The sequence below is a fragment of the Phenylobacterium sp. genome, from assembly GCF_030679875.1.
Lineage (GTDB): Bacteria > Pseudomonadota > Alphaproteobacteria > Caulobacterales > Caulobacteraceae > Phenylobacterium.
This window is the reverse complement of the sequence record NZ_JAUXSP010000011.1, coordinates 11864-26002: the sequence shown is the minus strand read 5'-3', so window position 1 is coordinate 26002 and position 14139 is coordinate 11864. Positions and strand designations below refer to the sequence as shown.

Here is a 14139-nt window from a genome sequence, read left to right as displayed (position 1 = left end):
GGCGTGAGGACAATTTGGGTCCTGATCTAGTGTTTTTGGCGCCCCGCCCGTGATCTCAGAGGTTTCAATCCAGTCGCTGGCCCTGTCCCGGGGGGGCCGTCAGTTGTTTTCGCGACTTATTCTCAGGTTGGGAGCGGGGGAGGCGGTCGCTCTCACGGGTCGCAACGGCGCGGGAAAGACCAGTCTTTTGAGGGCCATAGCGGGCCTGATCGCCCCCGATGAGGGGGTGATCGCCTTTGGCGACATTGACCCCACCGAGGCTCGCGAAGCCATGCATCTGCTCGGTCATCTGGACGGGCTGAAGTCTTCGCGCACGGCCCGCGACGAACTGTCCTTCTGGACCGGTTTCGCCGGCGGGGCCGACAGCGCGGTCGAGGCTGCGGCCGCCCGCCTGGAGCTCCTGCCCCTGCTGGAGCTTGAGGTGCGACGGCTTTCGGCCGGCCAGCGTCGGCGCCTGGCCCTGGCCCGCCTGCTGGCCGCGCCCCGGCCCCTGTGGCTGCTGGACGAGCCCCTCAGCCCGCTCGACGCTGAATGGCGGACGAGGTTCGGAGAGATCATGGGGGAGCATCTGGCCACTGGCGGCATGATCCTGGCGGCGGTTCACGATCCCCTGCCCCTGGCCGCCCGCACGGTGGAGATCGGCCGATGAGCGCGGTTTCAGTCCTGCTGGCCCGGGAGACGGCGCTCGCCTGGGGCAAGGGCGGCGGGCCCATGGTGGCCGTGGGTTTCTATGCCGGGGTCGCCACCCTGCTCCCCCTGGCGGTGGGCTCGGAGCCCGAACGGCTGGCGGCGATCGCGCCCGGCGCAGCCTGGGTGGCCCTGGCCCTGGCCGCGCTCCTGTCCCTCGATCGCCTGTTCGAGCGGGACTATGAGGACGGGGCGCTGGACCTCCTGACCCTGTCGCCCGTTCCCCTGGAGATCATCTGCGCGGTCAAATGCCTGGCCCAATGGCTGGCCACCGGTCTGCCCCTGGCCTGTGCGGCCCCGGTGGCGGCCATCGCGCTCGGCGCCTCGCCACAGCTCAGCGGGCTGGTGATCGCCTGCGCGCTCTTAGGGGGCCTGGCCTTTTCCTTCATGGGCGGGATCGGCGCGGCCCTCAGCCTGGGCGCCCGGCGCGGCGGGCTGCTGACCGCCGTGATCGTCCTGCCGCTGTTTGTACCGCCGGTGATCTTTGGCGGCGGCGCCCTGGCCAGCCTTGAGGCTGGCCTGCCGTGGAAGGCCGGGTTCGCCCTGCTGGGCGCCTATGGCGCCGCCGCCGTGGCGCTCGGCCCCATCGCCATGGCCGCGGCCTGCCGCAACGCCCTGTCCTGAGCGCCGCCCCAGTTCTGAGCGCCGCAAAGAATCTGCGACGGAACAGCGGTCGACCTGCGTGGAAGTCTTCAGAGGGGCACGACTGGAGACCATGAAATGAAGACCTTCAAGACCATCGCCATCGGCGGCGCCCTGGCCAGCCTGGCCTTCGCCACCACCAGCTTCGCTCAACAGCCGCCCGCGCCCGGCCAGGGTCAGCGCCCCGGTATGGAAGCCCGCGAGCGCCCGAGCCCGGAACAGATGCGCACCCACATGGCCGAGCGCCTGCGCACCACCCTGCAGCTGACCAGCCAGCAGGAGGCCGCGCTCAACACCTATGTCAGCGCCATCGGGCCCAAGGCCGGTGAGCGTCCCGACCGTCGCGGCGATCGTGGCGCCATGCGCGACATGACCACCCCCCAGCGCCTGGACGCCATGGCCGCCCATATGGCGGAGCGCCAGCGGGCCTTCGCCACCCGGGCTGAGGCCACCAAGCGCTTCTACGCCCAGCTGACGCCGGCCCAGCAAAAGGCCTTCGACGCCCTGCGTCCGGCCGGCCGGGGCATGGGCGGCAAGTCCATGGGCGGCCATCGCGGCATGGGCCACGGGGGCATGAGCCACGGCGGTCCCGGCGGCCGCTAAGCCAGGGCCAGCCCTCTCCAACGTCACCCTAGGCCCTGCGCCCAGGGTGACGGCGGCCTGGGTCCAGCCGAAACGTCGCAGCGCCTTGCGGGGCGCGGGCTCAAAGGGCTAATTGCGCGGGCATGATCCCCGCCCCGGCCTTCCTGTCCAATCCCGAACGGTTCATGGCGTTTTCGCGCTGGGCCGCGCCGATGTTCGGCGCGCTGGCCGTCGGCCTGGCCCTGGCCGGCCTCTGGCTCGGCTTCGCCGCGCCCGAGGACTACCAGCAGGGCGACACGGTGCGGATCATGTTCATCCATGTGCCGGCCGCATGGATGAGCATGTTCGTCTATGCCTGCCTGGGCGTCGCCAGCTTCCTGTCTCTGGTCTTCCGCCACGCCCTGGCCGACGCCGCAGCCCAGGCCGCAGCCCCGCTGGGCGCGGCCTTCACCGCGCTGGCCCTGATCACCGGATCCCTCTGGGGCCGGCCCATGTGGGGCGCCTGGTGGGTGTGGGACGCGCGCATGACCTCGGTGCTGGTGCTGTTCCTGTTCTACGTCGCCTATATGGCCCTGCGTGCGGCCCTGGATGACGAGGCCAAGGCCGCAAGGGCCGGGGCGATTCTGGCCCTGGTGGGCGTGGTCAACCTGCCCATCGTCAAGTTCTCGGTCGACTGGTGGAACAGCCTGCACCAGGGCGCCTCGGTGTTCCGGGCCGATGGCCCCACCGTGGCCGACGTCTTCCTCTACCCCCTGCTGCTGATGGCCCTGGCCTATATGTCGGCCTTCGGATCCCTGTGGCTGGTGCGCATCCGCGGCGAGGTGTGGCGCCGCCGGGCCGAGGCGCTCGCCCTGCGCGCGGCGAGGGCCTGACCATGTTCGCCATGCTCGATTTCGACGCCAGCCCCTATGGCGCCTATGTGTGGCCAGCCTTCGCCATCACGGCGCTCGTCTTCATCGGCATGATCGCCGGCGCCCTGGCCCATGCCCGTCACTGGCGGGCCCGCACCGAGACCCTGCGGAAGACGGCTGAAGGCGCCGAGGCCGCCCGCCGCCCGCCCGCCCAGGATCTTGGCAAGGACATCGCCCCATGAACCGCTGGCTGGCGCTCGCCCCCCTGGCGGTGCTCATCGCGCTCGCCCTGCTGTTTGGCCTCTTCTCCCTGAACCGCGACCCCCAGGTCCAGCCCCAGGCCATGGTCGGCAAGCCGGTCCCGGCCCTCAGCCTGCCCAATCTGGAGGACGGCCGCCCCGTGGCGCTGGCGGAGGCGCTGAACGGCCAGCCGGCCCTGGTCAACTTCTTCGCCTCCTGGTGCCCGCCTTGCGAGGTGGAGCATCCGGTGCTGGTGGATCTGGCCGCCGCGGGCGTGCCGATCATCGGCGTCGCCTACAAGGACGCCCCGCCCAACACCGAGGCCTTCCTCGCCCGCCTCGGCGACCCCTTCTCGATCCACCTCGTGGACCGCGACGGCCGCGCCGGCGTCGAGTTCGGCGTCACCGGCGTGCCCGAGACCTACCTGGTCGGCGCCGATGGAACGATCCTCGCCAAGCACGCCGGACCGTTGAGCGCGGAGGATGCGGCGGCGTTGTGGGGGAAGCGGGAGTAGCGCTTCTGAACTCTAGACCTCGGCTCAATAGACCGCGAGGCTGTGAGGCCATCAAAAGTTGACGAGCTATATGGTCGTTTTCCTAGTCTAGGATTGGCGATTATATACTTTGCAAACTCTCGACTCTCGGAGCCTCGCTGATATGCTGAGGTTATGGGGTTTTGGGGCTTTCTCCGCGCGCACTTGGTCTCGTCCATTGTGATGGCCATTGGCGGGCTCGTCGTAATCCACGGCTACGTCAGCCAAGCTTATGAGGTTTGGACGGCGGGACTTGACGCTTGGCAGGTTCAGGCGGCCGGGGCGGCGACATTCTTTTTCGGCGTATTCCTGATGCTCTACCGATTTCACCAACATGCCGAAGCGCGTGCCGCCGTTGGATCGGCCTCGACGATGGATTTTAGTGAGGCGGCTGTCGTTCACAACGGCACCGGCCCGAGGACTTCTTCGGAATCCCAGATTAGCGGCCCGGCCCCGGTGGAAACATCCCCGGAAGGAGAGCGCATTTTTCTTCCGGAGGGCTTTAAGCCTGAGGGGCTAAGCGAATTCTATCGAGGCAGAACGACGGCTCAAGCAAAGGCGATAATTACGCCTTACCTCGGCAAGTGGGTAAGGCGGGTCGGTAGGTTTGCAGACATGAGTGAAAGGCCAGGAGGTGGGGTTACCGTCTACATTTTTCATGACGGCAAGTTTTCGGAGACAATAAATTCAAGTCTTCCGCTTGTCTTCTCTGACGACTGGCACCGCCGGCTCGACCACTTGCAGGTTGGGGATTCTATCGACTTTATTGGTCAGATAGCAGATATCAACATGCTTTGGGCGAGGCTTGAGCGGTGCGAGCTCAGCCCCAGCTAATCGCTAGGCTCAGGCTTGAGCGGCTTCCTCGCCACCTTCCTCACCGTCTCTTCGATGCGGCACCGCCCTCGTCGCATTCCAGTTCCAGGGCGAGGTTTTTAAACTTGTCGGATTGCGATTGTCTTGGTCAGAATCGCGCACCCAAGCTTCACCGTTGATTGGCATCATCTCCGCATGATACCAAAACACCATGTATATAATGTACGTAGACGAAAGCGGCGACAGTGGGCTTGAGAACTCACCCACAACGCATTTTGCTCTGTCCGGCATCACCGTCCATGAAAGCCGGTGGCGGGATTTGCTCAATCATTTGGTCGCATTCCGGAAGACGCTGAAGAACGTCTATGGCCTTCCGCTGCGGACCGAGATCCATTCGTCAGAGTACATCCGGAGCCCACCTGTCGAGGGCATAAAGAAAAACCAACGGCTCGCAATCCTACGCAACCAGCTCGATGAGCTTGCGAAGCTTGATTACATCTCGATCACTAATGTTGTCGTGCGGAAGGCTGGGAAGCCCGCCAATTATGACGTGTTCGAGAACGCATGGAAGACGTTGTTCCAGCGCTTCGAAAACACTATTGGGTACGGGAACTTCCCCGGCGGCCACCAAAATGACCGCGGGCTTGTGGTGGTGGACAACACCGAGGGCGAGAAGCTTCGTCGCCTCGTTCGGCGGATCGGTGTATACAATCCTGTTCCCAACCAACTGCATGCTGGGCCAGGTTACCGAAACCTGCCGATGGTCAGGCTGGTTGAAGATGCTTACGCGAAGGATTCGCGCGACAGCTACATGATCCAGGCGTGCGACGTCTGCGCCTACTTTCTCTACCAGAAGTATGCGCCGTGTAGCTTCATTAAGCGCCAGGGAGCCACCCACTACCTAAACAGGCTTGATCCCGTTTTGAACAAAAGGGCGAGTCAAACCAACGGCTTCGGGATTGTGCTTCTGTAAATGAAGGGGGGAGGAGCGCTAGCCCCTCCCCGGTGCGGTCCTACTTCTAGGATGTGCCCAGTTTCAGACTACAGCAGCATCATACGGAATCCATCAACAGAGTCAATTGTTTAGGGTTTGTTCTGCATTGGCGTTTGTTGCTTCTCCCGACCGAAGGCCGCCCTGCTGTAAGGTTGACCTTACAGCGCCCCCGTGTCAGGCTGACCTGACATTCACGGAGGCCTGAGCCCATGTCCGCCACCCCTGCCGGCCGGCGCTATATCCGGCGCACCGCGGCCTTCATGAGCGGCTATGTCGCCATCAACCTCGCCGCCATCACCGGGGCGTTTGACGATATCGGGAGGGCGGCGGCCTGGGTTCTGGCCCTGGCGGCGGCCGCCCCGGTGGCCGGGCAGGTCTGGGCGGTGCTGGCCTGGATGAAGGGCAGCGACGAGTTCGTCCGGGCCCTGGCGGCCAAGCGGTTCATCATCGCCGCCGGCGCGGCCATCGCGATCTTTTCAGCCTGGGGCTTTTCGGAATCCTATGCCGGCGCGCCGCTCGCGCCCGGCTGGCTGATCTATCCCCTGTTCTGGGCCGCCTACGGCCTGGTCAGCCCCCTGGTGCGGACCAGCCGCGTTTGAGCGGGCGGCTGCGCGACCTGCGCCAGCAGCGGGGCTGGACGCAGGCTGAGCTGGGCCAGCGGCTTGGCGTGTCGCGCCAGGCGGTCAACGCCCTGGAGACCGGCAAGCACGACCCCTCCCTGGATCTCGCTTTCCGCATCGCCGCCCTGTTCGATCTGGCCGTCGAGGCGGTGTTCGAAAACCCCCACCGGGGGTGAGGGCGATCCCAGAGGGGACACGAAGGGGCGCGAAGAGCACAAAGATGGGGCCGCTTCACCCTTCGTGGGCGTGGCTGGCCTCGCGTCCTTTGTGTCCGCTCTCTTCGCCCGCCAAGGCCCCTCGGCTGAACCCCTGGCCTTCAGAGACCGTTAACCATAAATTCAGTGGAGAGCGGCCATTTTGGCCCTGATTTCCTGCTCCAGACCCCGGTTTTCGCCCTGACCGCGATTCGACCCCCCTTTCCGAACGCCCTGCCGACGGCTCCGCAAGGGGTCGCCCCGCAGCAGCGCAACGCCGCCCAGAAGGCGTTTTTCGAGGCCGCCCTGGGCCGGGCGGCGCCGGACGCCGCCTCTGTTCCGCCGCGGGTCCCGACCAGGGCCGCCGCCCCGGCCGCTGAAGTCCAGGTCCGCGCCACGCCGGTCCGCGAGGTTCCCCTGCAGGTCCGCGCCACCGATGAGCCGCCGAAGAAGATCCTGCGCCCAGGCTCTCTGCTGGATATTCGGGTCTAGAACCGGCCCGTCCGGGCCTTCCAGATGGCGGTTTCCAGGGCCTTGGCGAAGTCGGCCTGTTCGCCAGGCGACAGGGCCGCGGCCACCTGAGCGAATTTTCCCGAGAGCCTCAGCCGGACCCCGACGGTCCGGTCGTCCTCGACCTCCACATCGACCCGGGTAAAGGCCGTGGGCGAGGTCCAGACCAGGGCCTGGGCCTGAGGGGTCTGGCGCAGGACGCGGACCTCATGGGCGGTGACCTGCACCCGCTCCACCTGGCGGGCGGCCTGGAAGCTGACCAGGAAGGCGAGCGCAATGGCGCCGACGTCCAGGGCCAGGAAGATCGGCACCAGGGTCGCTCCCATGGACATGAAGACCAGGGCCGAGACGCAGTTCAGCGCTGTGATGCAGGAAATAAGGATCACGAACCCTCGCTGGGACAGCGAGCGGTTGGGGGAGATGACCGCGTCCATGTAATAGGGGCCGTCCATCGTGACCGGATATTAGCGTCACCGGCGGACTTGGCGAGGGGCTTTGCGCAGGGCATCAAGCCCCATGGCCCCGCCTCCCCGCTCCCCCGCCGCCAAACCCCGCAAGACCGCTGGCAAGGCGCCCGCCCGCCGGCGCCTGCCCCCGGCCGAGCAGGCGCGCATCGCCACCCTGTTCGAACGGTTCGAGGACGCGGAGTCCGACCCCCGCACCGAGCTCAACTATGACAGCCCCTATACCCTGGTGACCGCCGTGGCCCTGTCGGCCCAGGCCACCGATGTCTCGGTCAACAAGGCCACCACCCGCCTGTTTGCGGTGGCTGACACGCCGGAGAAGATGCTGGCGCTGGGGGAAGAGGGGCTGATCGGCTTCATCGCCTCCATCGGCCTGTTCCGCACCAAGGCCAGGAACGTCATCGCCGCGGCCCGCATCCTGATCGAGCAGCACGGGGGCGAGGTGCCCCTGGAGCGCGAGGCCCTGCAGGCCCTGCCCGGCGTCGGGCGCAAGACCGCCAGCGTGGTGCTGAACGAACTGCGGGTCGAGCCGGCCATCGCCGTGGACACCCATGTCTTCCGCGTCGCCCACCGGCTGAAGCTCGCCTTCGGCAAGACCCCGGACCAGGTGGAGGCCGAACTGATGGGGGTGATCCCACAGCCCTATCTGGTGCGCGCCCACCACTGGCTGATCCTGCACGGCCGCTATGTGTGCGTGGCCCGCAAGCCCAAGTGCGATGAATGCCCGGTCTCAGACCTCTGCCCCTCGCGCGGACTGTTTGCGGGGTAGGGGCCTCAGCTCCATCCCGTCACCCTGGGCCTTGCGCCCAGGGTTCCTCGCGCCGCTTGCGCCCGCCCTCGACAGGGACCCTCGGGACAAGCCCGAGGGTGACGAGCCGGGCGGTGGCGAGGCGTCGTCAGGTTAGGCCCGGATAGAGATCGTCCCAATGTGGGTTCGTCGCCTCGATCAGGTTGATTTTCCATTGTCGCGGCCAGTGCTTGAGGGACTTTTCCCGCTGGATCGCCACGCCCATGTCGTCTTGGGGCTCGTACCAGACCAGGCGTTTGAGCCCATATCGGCGGGTGAAGCCGGGCTCGACGCCCTCTCGATGCTCCCAGATCCGGCGGGCGATTTGGCTTGTCACCCCGATATAGATCGTCCCGCGGGGCCGGTCGCTCATCATGTAGACTGCGATGTAGGCGTCGCGCCCAACCATGGGTCTCGCCCTCCCGTTAGCCGCCACATACTAACCGTCACCCTGGGCCTTGTGCCCAGGGTCCCTCTCGACGCTTGCGCCTGCCCCGACGAGGGACCCTCGGGACAAGCCCGAGGGTGACGGGATGAGAGGTGGCTCAGCGCACCGGGATCTCCACGTCGCAGACGGTGAAGTCGGCGCCCTTCTGTGCGCGCAGGGCGGCGATGCGGGCCTGGAGGAGACCGCCCGCAGGATCAGCCACCTCAAGCCTCGGGCGTTCGGCCTGCGGCAGGTCGGCGGCGAGCGCCACGCGGACCATGCGGTCGGGGCTCTCCGGCGGCTCGCCCACCGCCAGGGCCTGGGCCACGTCCATCCCGGCGATCACCCGGCCGAACGGGGTGTAGTCCCGGTCCAGGCGCCGGGCGGCGTCGAGCATGACGAAGATCTCGCTGTTGGCGGTGCCGGGATCAGCCTGGCGGCCCATGCCGAACACCCCCGGGCAATAGGCGCCCCAGGCCAGGACCCGGCCGTTGCGGGCCCGGGCCTGTTCGCCAGCCGAGACCGCCGCGATCGGCATGGCGCCCAGAAAGCCCGTCCGCCCGTCGCTGGCCTGGGTGACCAAGGCGACTTCGGCTGACACCGTCGGGGTCAGGCGAAAGGTGAATTCCGGGGCGAGATCAGGATGGTCGGAGGTCCCCCCGTCGCGATCGCCCGGATTGCCGGTCTGGGCGACGAAGCCCGCAATCACCCGGTGGAACTGGAGGCCGTCATAGACGCCTTCCTTGGCCAACAGCTTGACCCGGGCGACGGCCGCCGGCGCGACCAGGGGCGCCAGCTCCACGACGATGCGGCCCTTGGTGGTGTCGATCACCAGGGTCTCGGCGGGGTCGGGCGTGCGCCAGTCCGCGGCGCTGGCGGCGAAGGGCAGGAGCGCGGCCGCAAGGCCGGCGAGCAGGATTGTCTTCATGTCCAGTCCTTGGCGTGGCGCAGGCGGATGCCGCTGGCGTGCAGGGTGGTGTCCCAGACCGGCCGCAGATGGGTCAGGGTCTCGGTGAGCCGAAGCTCGACGCCGGCTTCGCGCAGGGCCGCGGGCAGGTCGCTCAGCGCCTCGCAGCCGGTGGGCGTCACCGTTTCGCGCGCCACCCACATGCCCGCGTCGTCCAGGCTCTTGAAGGCCTCGGCCGGCAAGGCGTAGCGATAGAGGGTGGCGGCGCGCAGCCGCTCCAGCCAGGCCCATTCGACATAGGCGATGGCGGCCGCCGGGCTGGCCCCGAACCAGGCCGCATGATCGGCGGCGCTCGTCGTCTCTGTCGGCCACAGCAGGATGCGTGGGCAGTCCCGGGGAAACAGGTACATGGCCTGGCGGGCCGCTTCGATGGCCCAGACCAGGGGACCGTTCAGCCATTCACGTCCCGGGCCCCGCTCTGAGGGCGCGCGGACAGGGCGGGGCTCGAAAACCGCGATGCCCGGATCGTCGCTGAAGTGGTAGAGCTGCATAGCGCTCGATAGCGCCCGATCATGACGGTCTCCGCAAGGCTGGCCATTTCAAGCCCGTCGTCCCGGGTACGTTGTCGAAGGCCGCGGCGCCGCCATGTTTGGCCCGGTCGCGGCCTTGCTTCACATTGCCCCGACTGTGCTTTCCCTGTAATCGGCGCCCGTTCCCTGATCACCGCCTGATCACCGGCGCCCAATGAGAAGAGAAAACCTCCCGCAATGACCGAGCTCTACGACGTCACCGCCATCGGCAACGCCATCGTCGACGTGATCGCCCCGGCGCCGGAAGCCTTCCTGGAGTCCGAAGGCCTGTCCAAGGGCGCGATGATGCTGATCGACGAGGCGCGCGGGGTTGATCTCTACAGCCGCATGGCGCCGGGCGTGGAGACCTCCGGCGGCTCGGCCGGCAATACGGTGGCCGGGGTCGCCAGCTTCGGCGGCAAGGCGGCCTATCTCGGCAAGGTGGCCAAGGACCAGCTGGGCGACGTCTTCATCCATGACCTGCGCGCCCAAGGGGTGCGCTTTGACGTCACGCCCCTGGGGGCCGGCCCCGCCACGGCCCGTTGCCTGATCAATGTGACGCCCGACGGCCAGCGCACCATGTGCACCTATCTGGGTGCCTCCACCGAGCTGACCGCCGACGATATCGACCCGGCCATCGTCGAGGCCTCGAAGATCGTCTATCTGGAAGGCTATCTGTTCGACCCCTTCGAGGCCCGCCGGGCCTTCGCCAAGGCCGCCGGCCTGGCCAGGGCCAATGGCCGCCAGATCGCCCTGACCCTGTCGGACGCCTTTGTGGTCGAGCGCCATCGCGACGCCCTGATGGGATTCATCGAGACCCAGGTGGACATCGTCTTCGCCAATGAGGCCGAGGTCTGCGCCCTGTTCGAGACCACCAACTTCTACGCCGCCGTCGACGCCCTGGCGTCGCGCACAGCCATGGCTGCGGTGACCCGCAGCGAACAGGGCTCGGTGATCGCCGCTGGCGAGGCCCGCCACGAAATCTGGGCCGCGGCGGTGGACAAGGTGGTCGACACCACCGGCGCCGGCGACCAGTACGCCGCCGGCTTCCTATATGGACTGGCGAATGATCGTTCGCTTCCGGTCTGCGGCCAGCTGGGCGCCCTGGCGGCGGCCGAGGTGATTTCCCACTATGGCCCCCGGCCGCAGGCCTCGCTGAAGGCCCTGGCCGCTTCGAGAGGACTTTAGAGCCCATGGCGCGCACGGCCGAGGTGGTCCGCAACACCAAGGAAACCCAGATCACCGTCAGCGTTGATCTGGATGGAACCGGTGTGTCCGACGTCGAGACCGGCGTCGGCTTCTTCGACCACATGCTTGACGCCTTCGCCCGCCATGGGGGCATCGACCTGAAGGTCCGCACCAAGGGCGACCTGCACATCGATTTCCACCACACGGTGGAGGACACAGGCATCGTTCTGGGCCAGGCGATCCACAAGGCCCTGGACGGGTTCAAGGGCATCCGCCGGTTCGGCGACGCCTATATCCCCATGGACGAGACCCTGACCCGCTGCGCCCTGGACCTGTCCAACCGGCCCTATCTGATCTGGAAGGTGGCCTTCCGCACGCCGAAGATCGGCGAGATGGACACCGAGCTGTTCAAGGAATTCCACCACGCCTTCGCCATGAACTGCGGCGCCTGCGTGCATCTGGAGACCCTGTACGGGGAGAACAGCCACCATATCGCCGAAAGCGGATTCAAGGCCTTGGCGAGGGCCCTGCGCACGGCCATTGAGATCGACCCCAAGACGGGCGGCCAGGCCCCCTCCACAAAGGGCGTGCTCTAGGGCGCCCCTAGGGTCTAAGGAACCGCTATGCAGACCGTCGCCCTGATCGACTATGGGTCGGGCAATCTCCGTTCGGCGCAGAACGCCCTTGTGAAAGCCGCCGGCGCCGCGCCTGGGGGCGCGGAGATTTGCGTCACCTCTGACCCGGAGACGGTGGCCGCCGCCGACCGCATCGTGCTGCCCGGCGTCGGCGCCTTCGCCGCCTGCCGCGAAGCGCTGACGGCCCGGTCAGGCCTCGTCGAGGCGATCACCCAGGCGGTGCAGGGTCGTGGCGTCCCGTTCCTGGGGGTTTGCGTCGGCATGCAGCTCCTGGCCAGCCGCGGCCTGGAGTTCGGCGAGACCCCGGGTCTCGACTGGATTCCCGGCGAGGTCCGTCGCCTGACGCCCGCCAGCCCGACCTGCAAGGTGCCGCACATGGGCTGGAACAGCCTCGACGACATCAGCCCGGCGGGACAGGCCCTCGGCCTCGCCCCCGACGGCGCCATGTATTTCACCCACTCCTTCGCCTTCCACGCGGCCGACCCGGCCGACGTGGCCGCCTTCACCGATCACGGGGGCCGGTTCGCCGCCGCCGTGGCGCGGGGCAATGTGGCGGGGGTTCAATTCCACCCGGAGAAGTCGCAGTCTGCCGGGCTTTCTCTCCTCGCGCGCTTTCTGGAGTGGCGACCTTGATCCTCTACCCGGCCATTGATCTGAAGGACGGCCAGTGCGTGCGCGTGCTGCACGGCGTCCTCGACACCGCCACGGTGTTCAACACCTCCCCCGCCGATCAGGCCCGGCAATGGGCCAATGCCGGCTTCCCCTGGATCCATGTGGTGGATCTGAACGGGGCGGTGGAAGGCAAGGCGGTCAACGCCTCGGCCGTGGAGGCCATTCTGGAGGCCGTGTCGGTGCCGGTGCAGCTGGGCGGCGGCATCCGCAGCCTGGCCGACATCGAGGGCTGGATCGAGGCCGGGGTCAGCCGCGTGATCCTCGGCACCCTGGCCGTGCGCGAGCCTCATGTGGTGGTCGAGGCCGCCCGCCTGTGGCCCGAGCAGATCGCCGTCAGCGTCGATGTCCGCGGCGGCAAGGTCGCCGTCCAGGGCTGGACCGAGGATTCCGACCTCGACGCCGTGACCGTGGCCAAGCGGTTCGAGGACGCGGGCGTCAGCGCCCTGATCATCACCGACATCGACCGCGACGGCGCCCTGACGGGCTTCAATGTCGACGTGTTCGGGGCCATGGCTGACGCGGTGGATATTCCTGTGATCGCCGCGGGGGGCCTGGCCAGCGTCGAGGACATTCACCGCCTGCGGGCCCGCAAGGGCCGGCCGATCGCCGGCGCGGTCCTGGGCCGGGCGCTCTATACCGGGGCCATCAAGGCGGCCGAAGCCATCAAGGCTGCGGCCTGATGCTGAACCTGCGCGTCATTCCCTGCCTGGACGTCAAGGACGGCCGCGTGGTCAAGGGCGTGCAGTTCCTCTCCCTGCGCGACGCCGGCGATCCGGTGGAGCAGGCCAGCGCCTATGACGCCGCCGGCGCCGATGAGCTGATGTTCCTGGACATCACCGCCAGCCACGAGGGCCGCGGGGCCATCCTCGACGTCATCGCCCGCACCGCCGATGTCTGTTTCATGCCGCTCAGCGTCGGCGGCGGTATCCGCGCGGTGGAGGACGCCCGCCGTCTGCTGCTGGCCGGGGCCGACAAGATTTCGGTCAACACCGCGGCGGTGGAGAATCCCGACCTGATCAGCGCCTGCGCCGACGCCTTCGGCTCCCAGGCCGTGGTCTGCGCCATCGACGCCAAGCACGGCGCCGCCGTCTCAGGGCAGGGCGGACGCAATGACGGCTGGCGCGTGTTCACCTATGGTGGGCGCAAGGATACCGGCCTGGACGTGATCGACTATGCCCGCCTGGCGGTGGAGAAGGGGGCCGGCGAGATCCTGCTGACCTCCATGGACCGCGACGGCGCCAAGACCGGCTATGACATCGCCCTGCTGCGGGCGATCACCTCGGCGGTCAGCGTGCCGGTGATCGCCTCGGGGGGCGCGGGCTCGGCGGCCCACATGGTCGAGGCCGCCACCCAGGGGGGCGCTGATGCGGTGCTGGCCGCCTCCATCTTCCATTTCGGCGAGGTGTCCATCGGCGAGGTCAAGCAGGCCATGGTCGCCGCTGGCCTGCCCGCCCGCCTGACCGGGGCCGAGATGCGCCGCGACGCGGCAGAGGCCTTCTCGTGAGCCGGCTCGCCGAAATTCTGACCCGGTTGTCGGCCGTGATCGAAAGTCGCAAGGGCGGCGACGCCACCGCCTCCTATACCGCTCGCCTGCTGGCCGATCCTGCCCTGGCGGCCAAGAAGCTCGGGGAAGAAGCGGTCGAGACGGTGATCGCCGCCGTGCAAAGCGACCGGGACGCCCTGGCTAGCGAGAGCGCCGACCTCCTCTATCACTGGCTGGTGGTCATGGCCGCCGCGGGCGTTTCCCTGGACGAGGTGGCCGCCAGGCTGGAGGCCCGGGAGGGCGTTTCCGGCCATGACGAGAAGGCCGGCCGCAAGGGCTGAG

The 14139-nt window shown here is 67.8% G+C and carries 22 protein-coding genes; 18 read left to right on the top strand and 4 right to left on the bottom strand.

The genetic code is table 11. The features are described from left to right. Window positions 1-49 precede the first annotated feature (49 nt). The 11 genes from ccmA (at window position 50) to Q8K84_RS06630 (ending at window position 6647) form a co-directional block, all read left to right on the top strand. Complete coding sequence (gene ccmA / locus Q8K84_RS06680; RefSeq protein ID WP_305281837.1) at window positions 50-649, top strand: heme ABC exporter ATP-binding protein CcmA; 600 nt, start codon at window positions 50-52, stop codon at window positions 647-649. Continuing rightward, window positions 646-1311 (top strand): heme exporter protein CcmB, encoded by a 666-nt coding sequence (ccmB, locus tag Q8K84_RS06675; RefSeq protein WP_305281836.1) that lies wholly within the window; start codon window positions 646-648, stop codon window positions 1309-1311. Before ccmA ends, ccmB begins: the two co-directional genes overlap by 4 nt. Before the next feature lie 96 nt (window positions 1312-1407). Continuing rightward, complete coding sequence (locus Q8K84_RS06670) at window positions 1408-1932, top strand: Spy/CpxP family protein refolding chaperone (RefSeq protein WP_305281835.1); 525 nt, start codon at window positions 1408-1410, stop codon at window positions 1930-1932. Between the two features lie 122 nt (window positions 1933-2054). Continuing rightward, complete coding sequence (gene ccmC, locus Q8K84_RS06665; protein WP_305281834.1) at window positions 2055-2783, top strand: heme ABC transporter permease CcmC; 729 nt, start codon at window positions 2055-2057, stop codon at window positions 2781-2783. A gap of 2 nt (window positions 2784-2785) precedes the next feature. Continuing rightward, a complete protein-coding gene (ccmD, locus tag Q8K84_RS06660; RefSeq protein ID WP_370867846.1) occupies window positions 2786-3004 on the top strand; it encodes a heme exporter protein CcmD in 219 nt (72 codons plus the stop codon). Further along, window positions 3001-3516 (top strand): DsbE family thiol:disulfide interchange protein, encoded by a 516-nt coding sequence (locus Q8K84_RS06655; protein WP_305281833.1) that lies wholly within the window; start codon window positions 3001-3003, stop codon window positions 3514-3516. Before ccmD ends, Q8K84_RS06655 begins: the two co-directional genes overlap by 4 nt. A 153-nt stretch (window positions 3517-3669) precedes the next feature. Then, on the top strand, window positions 3670-4368 hold the full coding sequence (locus Q8K84_RS06650) for a hypothetical protein (protein ID WP_305281832.1): 699 nt from the start codon (window positions 3670-3672) through the stop codon (window positions 4366-4368). A gap of 199 nt (window positions 4369-4567) precedes the next feature. Beyond that, the gene (locus tag Q8K84_RS06645; protein ID WP_305281831.1) at window positions 4568-5320 is read left to right on the top strand and encodes a DUF3800 domain-containing protein; all 753 of its coding nucleotides are present in this window, start codon (window positions 4568-4570) and stop codon (window positions 5318-5320) included. Window positions 5321-5550: 230 nt separating this feature from the next. After that, entirely contained in the window at window positions 5551-5940 is a 390-nt protein-coding gene (locus tag Q8K84_RS06640) for a hypothetical protein (protein ID WP_305281830.1), read from the top strand. After that, window positions 5937-6137 (top strand): helix-turn-helix transcriptional regulator, encoded by a 201-nt coding sequence (locus Q8K84_RS06635; RefSeq protein WP_305281829.1) that lies wholly within the window; start codon window positions 5937-5939, stop codon window positions 6135-6137. The genes Q8K84_RS06640 and Q8K84_RS06635 overlap by 4 nt, the downstream gene beginning before the upstream one ends. A gap of 165 nt (window positions 6138-6302) precedes the next feature. Continuing rightward, window positions 6303-6647 carry a hypothetical protein gene (locus tag Q8K84_RS06630; RefSeq protein WP_305281828.1) on the top strand — a complete coding sequence of 115 codons (345 nt, stop codon included), beginning with the start codon at window positions 6303-6305 and terminating at the stop codon, window positions 6645-6647. On the opposite strand, the gene Q8K84_RS06625 is transcribed toward Q8K84_RS06630, so the two are convergent. Continuing rightward, window positions 6644-7117, bottom strand: a complete 474-nt coding sequence (locus Q8K84_RS06625; RefSeq protein WP_305281827.1) for a DUF2244 domain-containing protein — start codon at window positions 7115-7117, stop codon at window positions 6644-6646. The genes Q8K84_RS06630 and Q8K84_RS06625 overlap by 4 nt on opposite strands. A 64-nt stretch (window positions 7118-7181) precedes the next feature. Here Q8K84_RS06625 and nth point away from each other — a divergent pair, with 64 nt between their 5' ends. Next, on the top strand, window positions 7182-7898 hold the full coding sequence (gene nth, locus Q8K84_RS06620; protein WP_305281826.1) for an endonuclease III: 717 nt from the start codon (window positions 7182-7184) through the stop codon (window positions 7896-7898). Window positions 7899-8025: 127 nt separating this feature from the next. Here the strand turns inward: nth and Q8K84_RS06615 are convergent, their stop codons facing one another. From Q8K84_RS06615 to Q8K84_RS06605, 3 genes are all read right to left on the bottom strand, one after another. Beyond that, on the bottom strand, window positions 8026-8325 hold the full coding sequence (locus Q8K84_RS06615) for a GIY-YIG nuclease family protein (protein ID WP_305281825.1): 300 nt from the start codon (window positions 8323-8325) through the stop codon (window positions 8026-8028). A 136-nt stretch (window positions 8326-8461) separates the two neighbouring features. Further along, window positions 8462-9271 (bottom strand): peptidylprolyl isomerase, encoded by an 810-nt coding sequence (locus Q8K84_RS06610; protein WP_305281824.1) that lies wholly within the window; start codon window positions 9269-9271, stop codon window positions 8462-8464. Beyond that, window positions 9268-9801, bottom strand: coding sequence for a DUF6886 family protein (locus Q8K84_RS06605; RefSeq protein ID WP_305281823.1), 534 nt, complete (start codon window positions 9799-9801; stop codon window positions 9268-9270). Before Q8K84_RS06605 ends, Q8K84_RS06610 begins: the two co-directional genes overlap by 4 nt. A gap of 216 nt (window positions 9802-10017) precedes the next feature. Between Q8K84_RS06605 and Q8K84_RS06600 the strand changes: the two genes are divergently transcribed. From Q8K84_RS06600 to Q8K84_RS06575, 6 genes are read left to right on the top strand one after another with little or no spacing between them, the layout of a single operon-like run. Further along, complete coding sequence (locus Q8K84_RS06600; protein WP_305281822.1) at window positions 10018-11007, top strand: adenosine kinase; 990 nt, start codon at window positions 10018-10020, stop codon at window positions 11005-11007. Between the two features lie 5 nt (window positions 11008-11012). Then, window positions 11013-11603 (top strand): imidazoleglycerol-phosphate dehydratase HisB, encoded by a 591-nt coding sequence (hisB, locus tag Q8K84_RS06595; RefSeq protein WP_305281821.1) that lies wholly within the window; start codon window positions 11013-11015, stop codon window positions 11601-11603. A 27-nt stretch (window positions 11604-11630) separates the two neighbouring features. Continuing rightward, on the top strand, window positions 11631-12275 hold the full coding sequence (hisH, locus tag Q8K84_RS06590) for an imidazole glycerol phosphate synthase subunit HisH (RefSeq protein ID WP_305281820.1): 645 nt from the start codon (window positions 11631-11633) through the stop codon (window positions 12273-12275). Next, entirely contained in the window at window positions 12272-12994 is a 723-nt protein-coding gene (gene hisA, locus Q8K84_RS06585; protein WP_305281819.1) for a 1-(5-phosphoribosyl)-5-[(5-phosphoribosylamino)methylideneamino]imidazole-4-carboxamide isomerase, read from the top strand. The genes hisH and hisA overlap by 4 nt, the downstream gene beginning before the upstream one ends. After that, window positions 12994-13818, top strand: a complete 825-nt coding sequence (hisF, locus tag Q8K84_RS06580; RefSeq protein WP_305281818.1) for an imidazole glycerol phosphate synthase subunit HisF — start codon at window positions 12994-12996, stop codon at window positions 13816-13818. The genes hisA and hisF overlap by 1 nt, the downstream gene beginning before the upstream one ends. Further along, window positions 13815-14138 carry a phosphoribosyl-ATP diphosphatase gene (locus tag Q8K84_RS06575; RefSeq protein ID WP_305281817.1) on the top strand — a complete coding sequence of 108 codons (324 nt, stop codon included), beginning with the start codon at window positions 13815-13817 and terminating at the stop codon, window positions 14136-14138. The genes hisF and Q8K84_RS06575 overlap by 4 nt, the downstream gene beginning before the upstream one ends. Window position 14139 lies beyond the last annotated feature (1 nt).

What these genes read in the sequence shown, in the direction of transcription:
- Q8K84_RS06610 (WP_305281824.1), bottom strand. Translation starts at nt 9,271, where the DNA reads ATGAAGACAATCCTGCTCGCCGGCCTTGCGGCCGCGCTCCTGCCCTTC.
- ccmC (WP_305281834.1), top strand. Translation starts at nt 2,055, where the DNA reads ATGATCCCCGCCCCGGCCTTCCTGTCCAATCCCGAACGGTTCATGGCG.
- Q8K84_RS06645 (WP_305281831.1), top strand. Translation starts at nt 4,568, where the DNA reads ATGTACGTAGACGAAAGCGGCGACAGTGGGCTTGAGAACTCACCCACA.
- Q8K84_RS06600 (WP_305281822.1), top strand. Translation starts at nt 10,018, where the DNA reads ATGACCGAGCTCTACGACGTCACCGCCATCGGCAACGCCATCGTCGAC.
- Q8K84_RS06640 (WP_305281830.1), top strand. Translation starts at nt 5,551, where the DNA reads ATGTCCGCCACCCCTGCCGGCCGGCGCTATATCCGGCGCACCGCGGCC.
- Q8K84_RS06615 (WP_305281825.1), bottom strand. Translation starts at nt 8,325, where the DNA reads ATGGTTGGGCGCGACGCCTACATCGCAGTCTACATGATGAGCGACCGG.
- ccmD (WP_370867846.1), top strand. Translation starts at nt 2,786, where the DNA reads ATGTTCGCCATGCTCGATTTCGACGCCAGCCCCTATGGCGCCTATGTG.
- hisH (WP_305281820.1), top strand. Translation starts at nt 11,631, where the DNA reads ATGCAGACCGTCGCCCTGATCGACTATGGGTCGGGCAATCTCCGTTCG.
- nth (WP_305281826.1), top strand. Translation starts at nt 7,182, where the DNA reads ATGGCCCCGCCTCCCCGCTCCCCCGCCGCCAAACCCCGCAAGACCGCT.
- Q8K84_RS06655 (WP_305281833.1), top strand. Translation starts at nt 3,001, where the DNA reads ATGAACCGCTGGCTGGCGCTCGCCCCCCTGGCGGTGCTCATCGCGCTC.
- Q8K84_RS06625 (WP_305281827.1), bottom strand. Translation starts at nt 7,117, where the DNA reads ATGGACGGCCCCTATTACATGGACGCGGTCATCTCCCCCAACCGCTCG.
- hisB (WP_305281821.1), top strand. Translation starts at nt 11,013, where the DNA reads ATGGCGCGCACGGCCGAGGTGGTCCGCAACACCAAGGAAACCCAGATC.
- hisF (WP_305281818.1), top strand. Translation starts at nt 12,994, where the DNA reads ATGCTGAACCTGCGCGTCATTCCCTGCCTGGACGTCAAGGACGGCCGC.
- Q8K84_RS06670 (WP_305281835.1), top strand. Translation starts at nt 1,408, where the DNA reads ATGAAGACCTTCAAGACCATCGCCATCGGCGGCGCCCTGGCCAGCCTG.
- ccmB (WP_305281836.1), top strand. Translation starts at nt 646, where the DNA reads ATGAGCGCGGTTTCAGTCCTGCTGGCCCGGGAGACGGCGCTCGCCTGG.
- Q8K84_RS06605 (WP_305281823.1), bottom strand. Translation starts at nt 9,801, where the DNA reads ATGCAGCTCTACCACTTCAGCGACGATCCGGGCATCGCGGTTTTCGAG.
- Q8K84_RS06650 (WP_305281832.1), top strand. Translation starts at nt 3,670, where the DNA reads ATGGGGTTTTGGGGCTTTCTCCGCGCGCACTTGGTCTCGTCCATTGTG.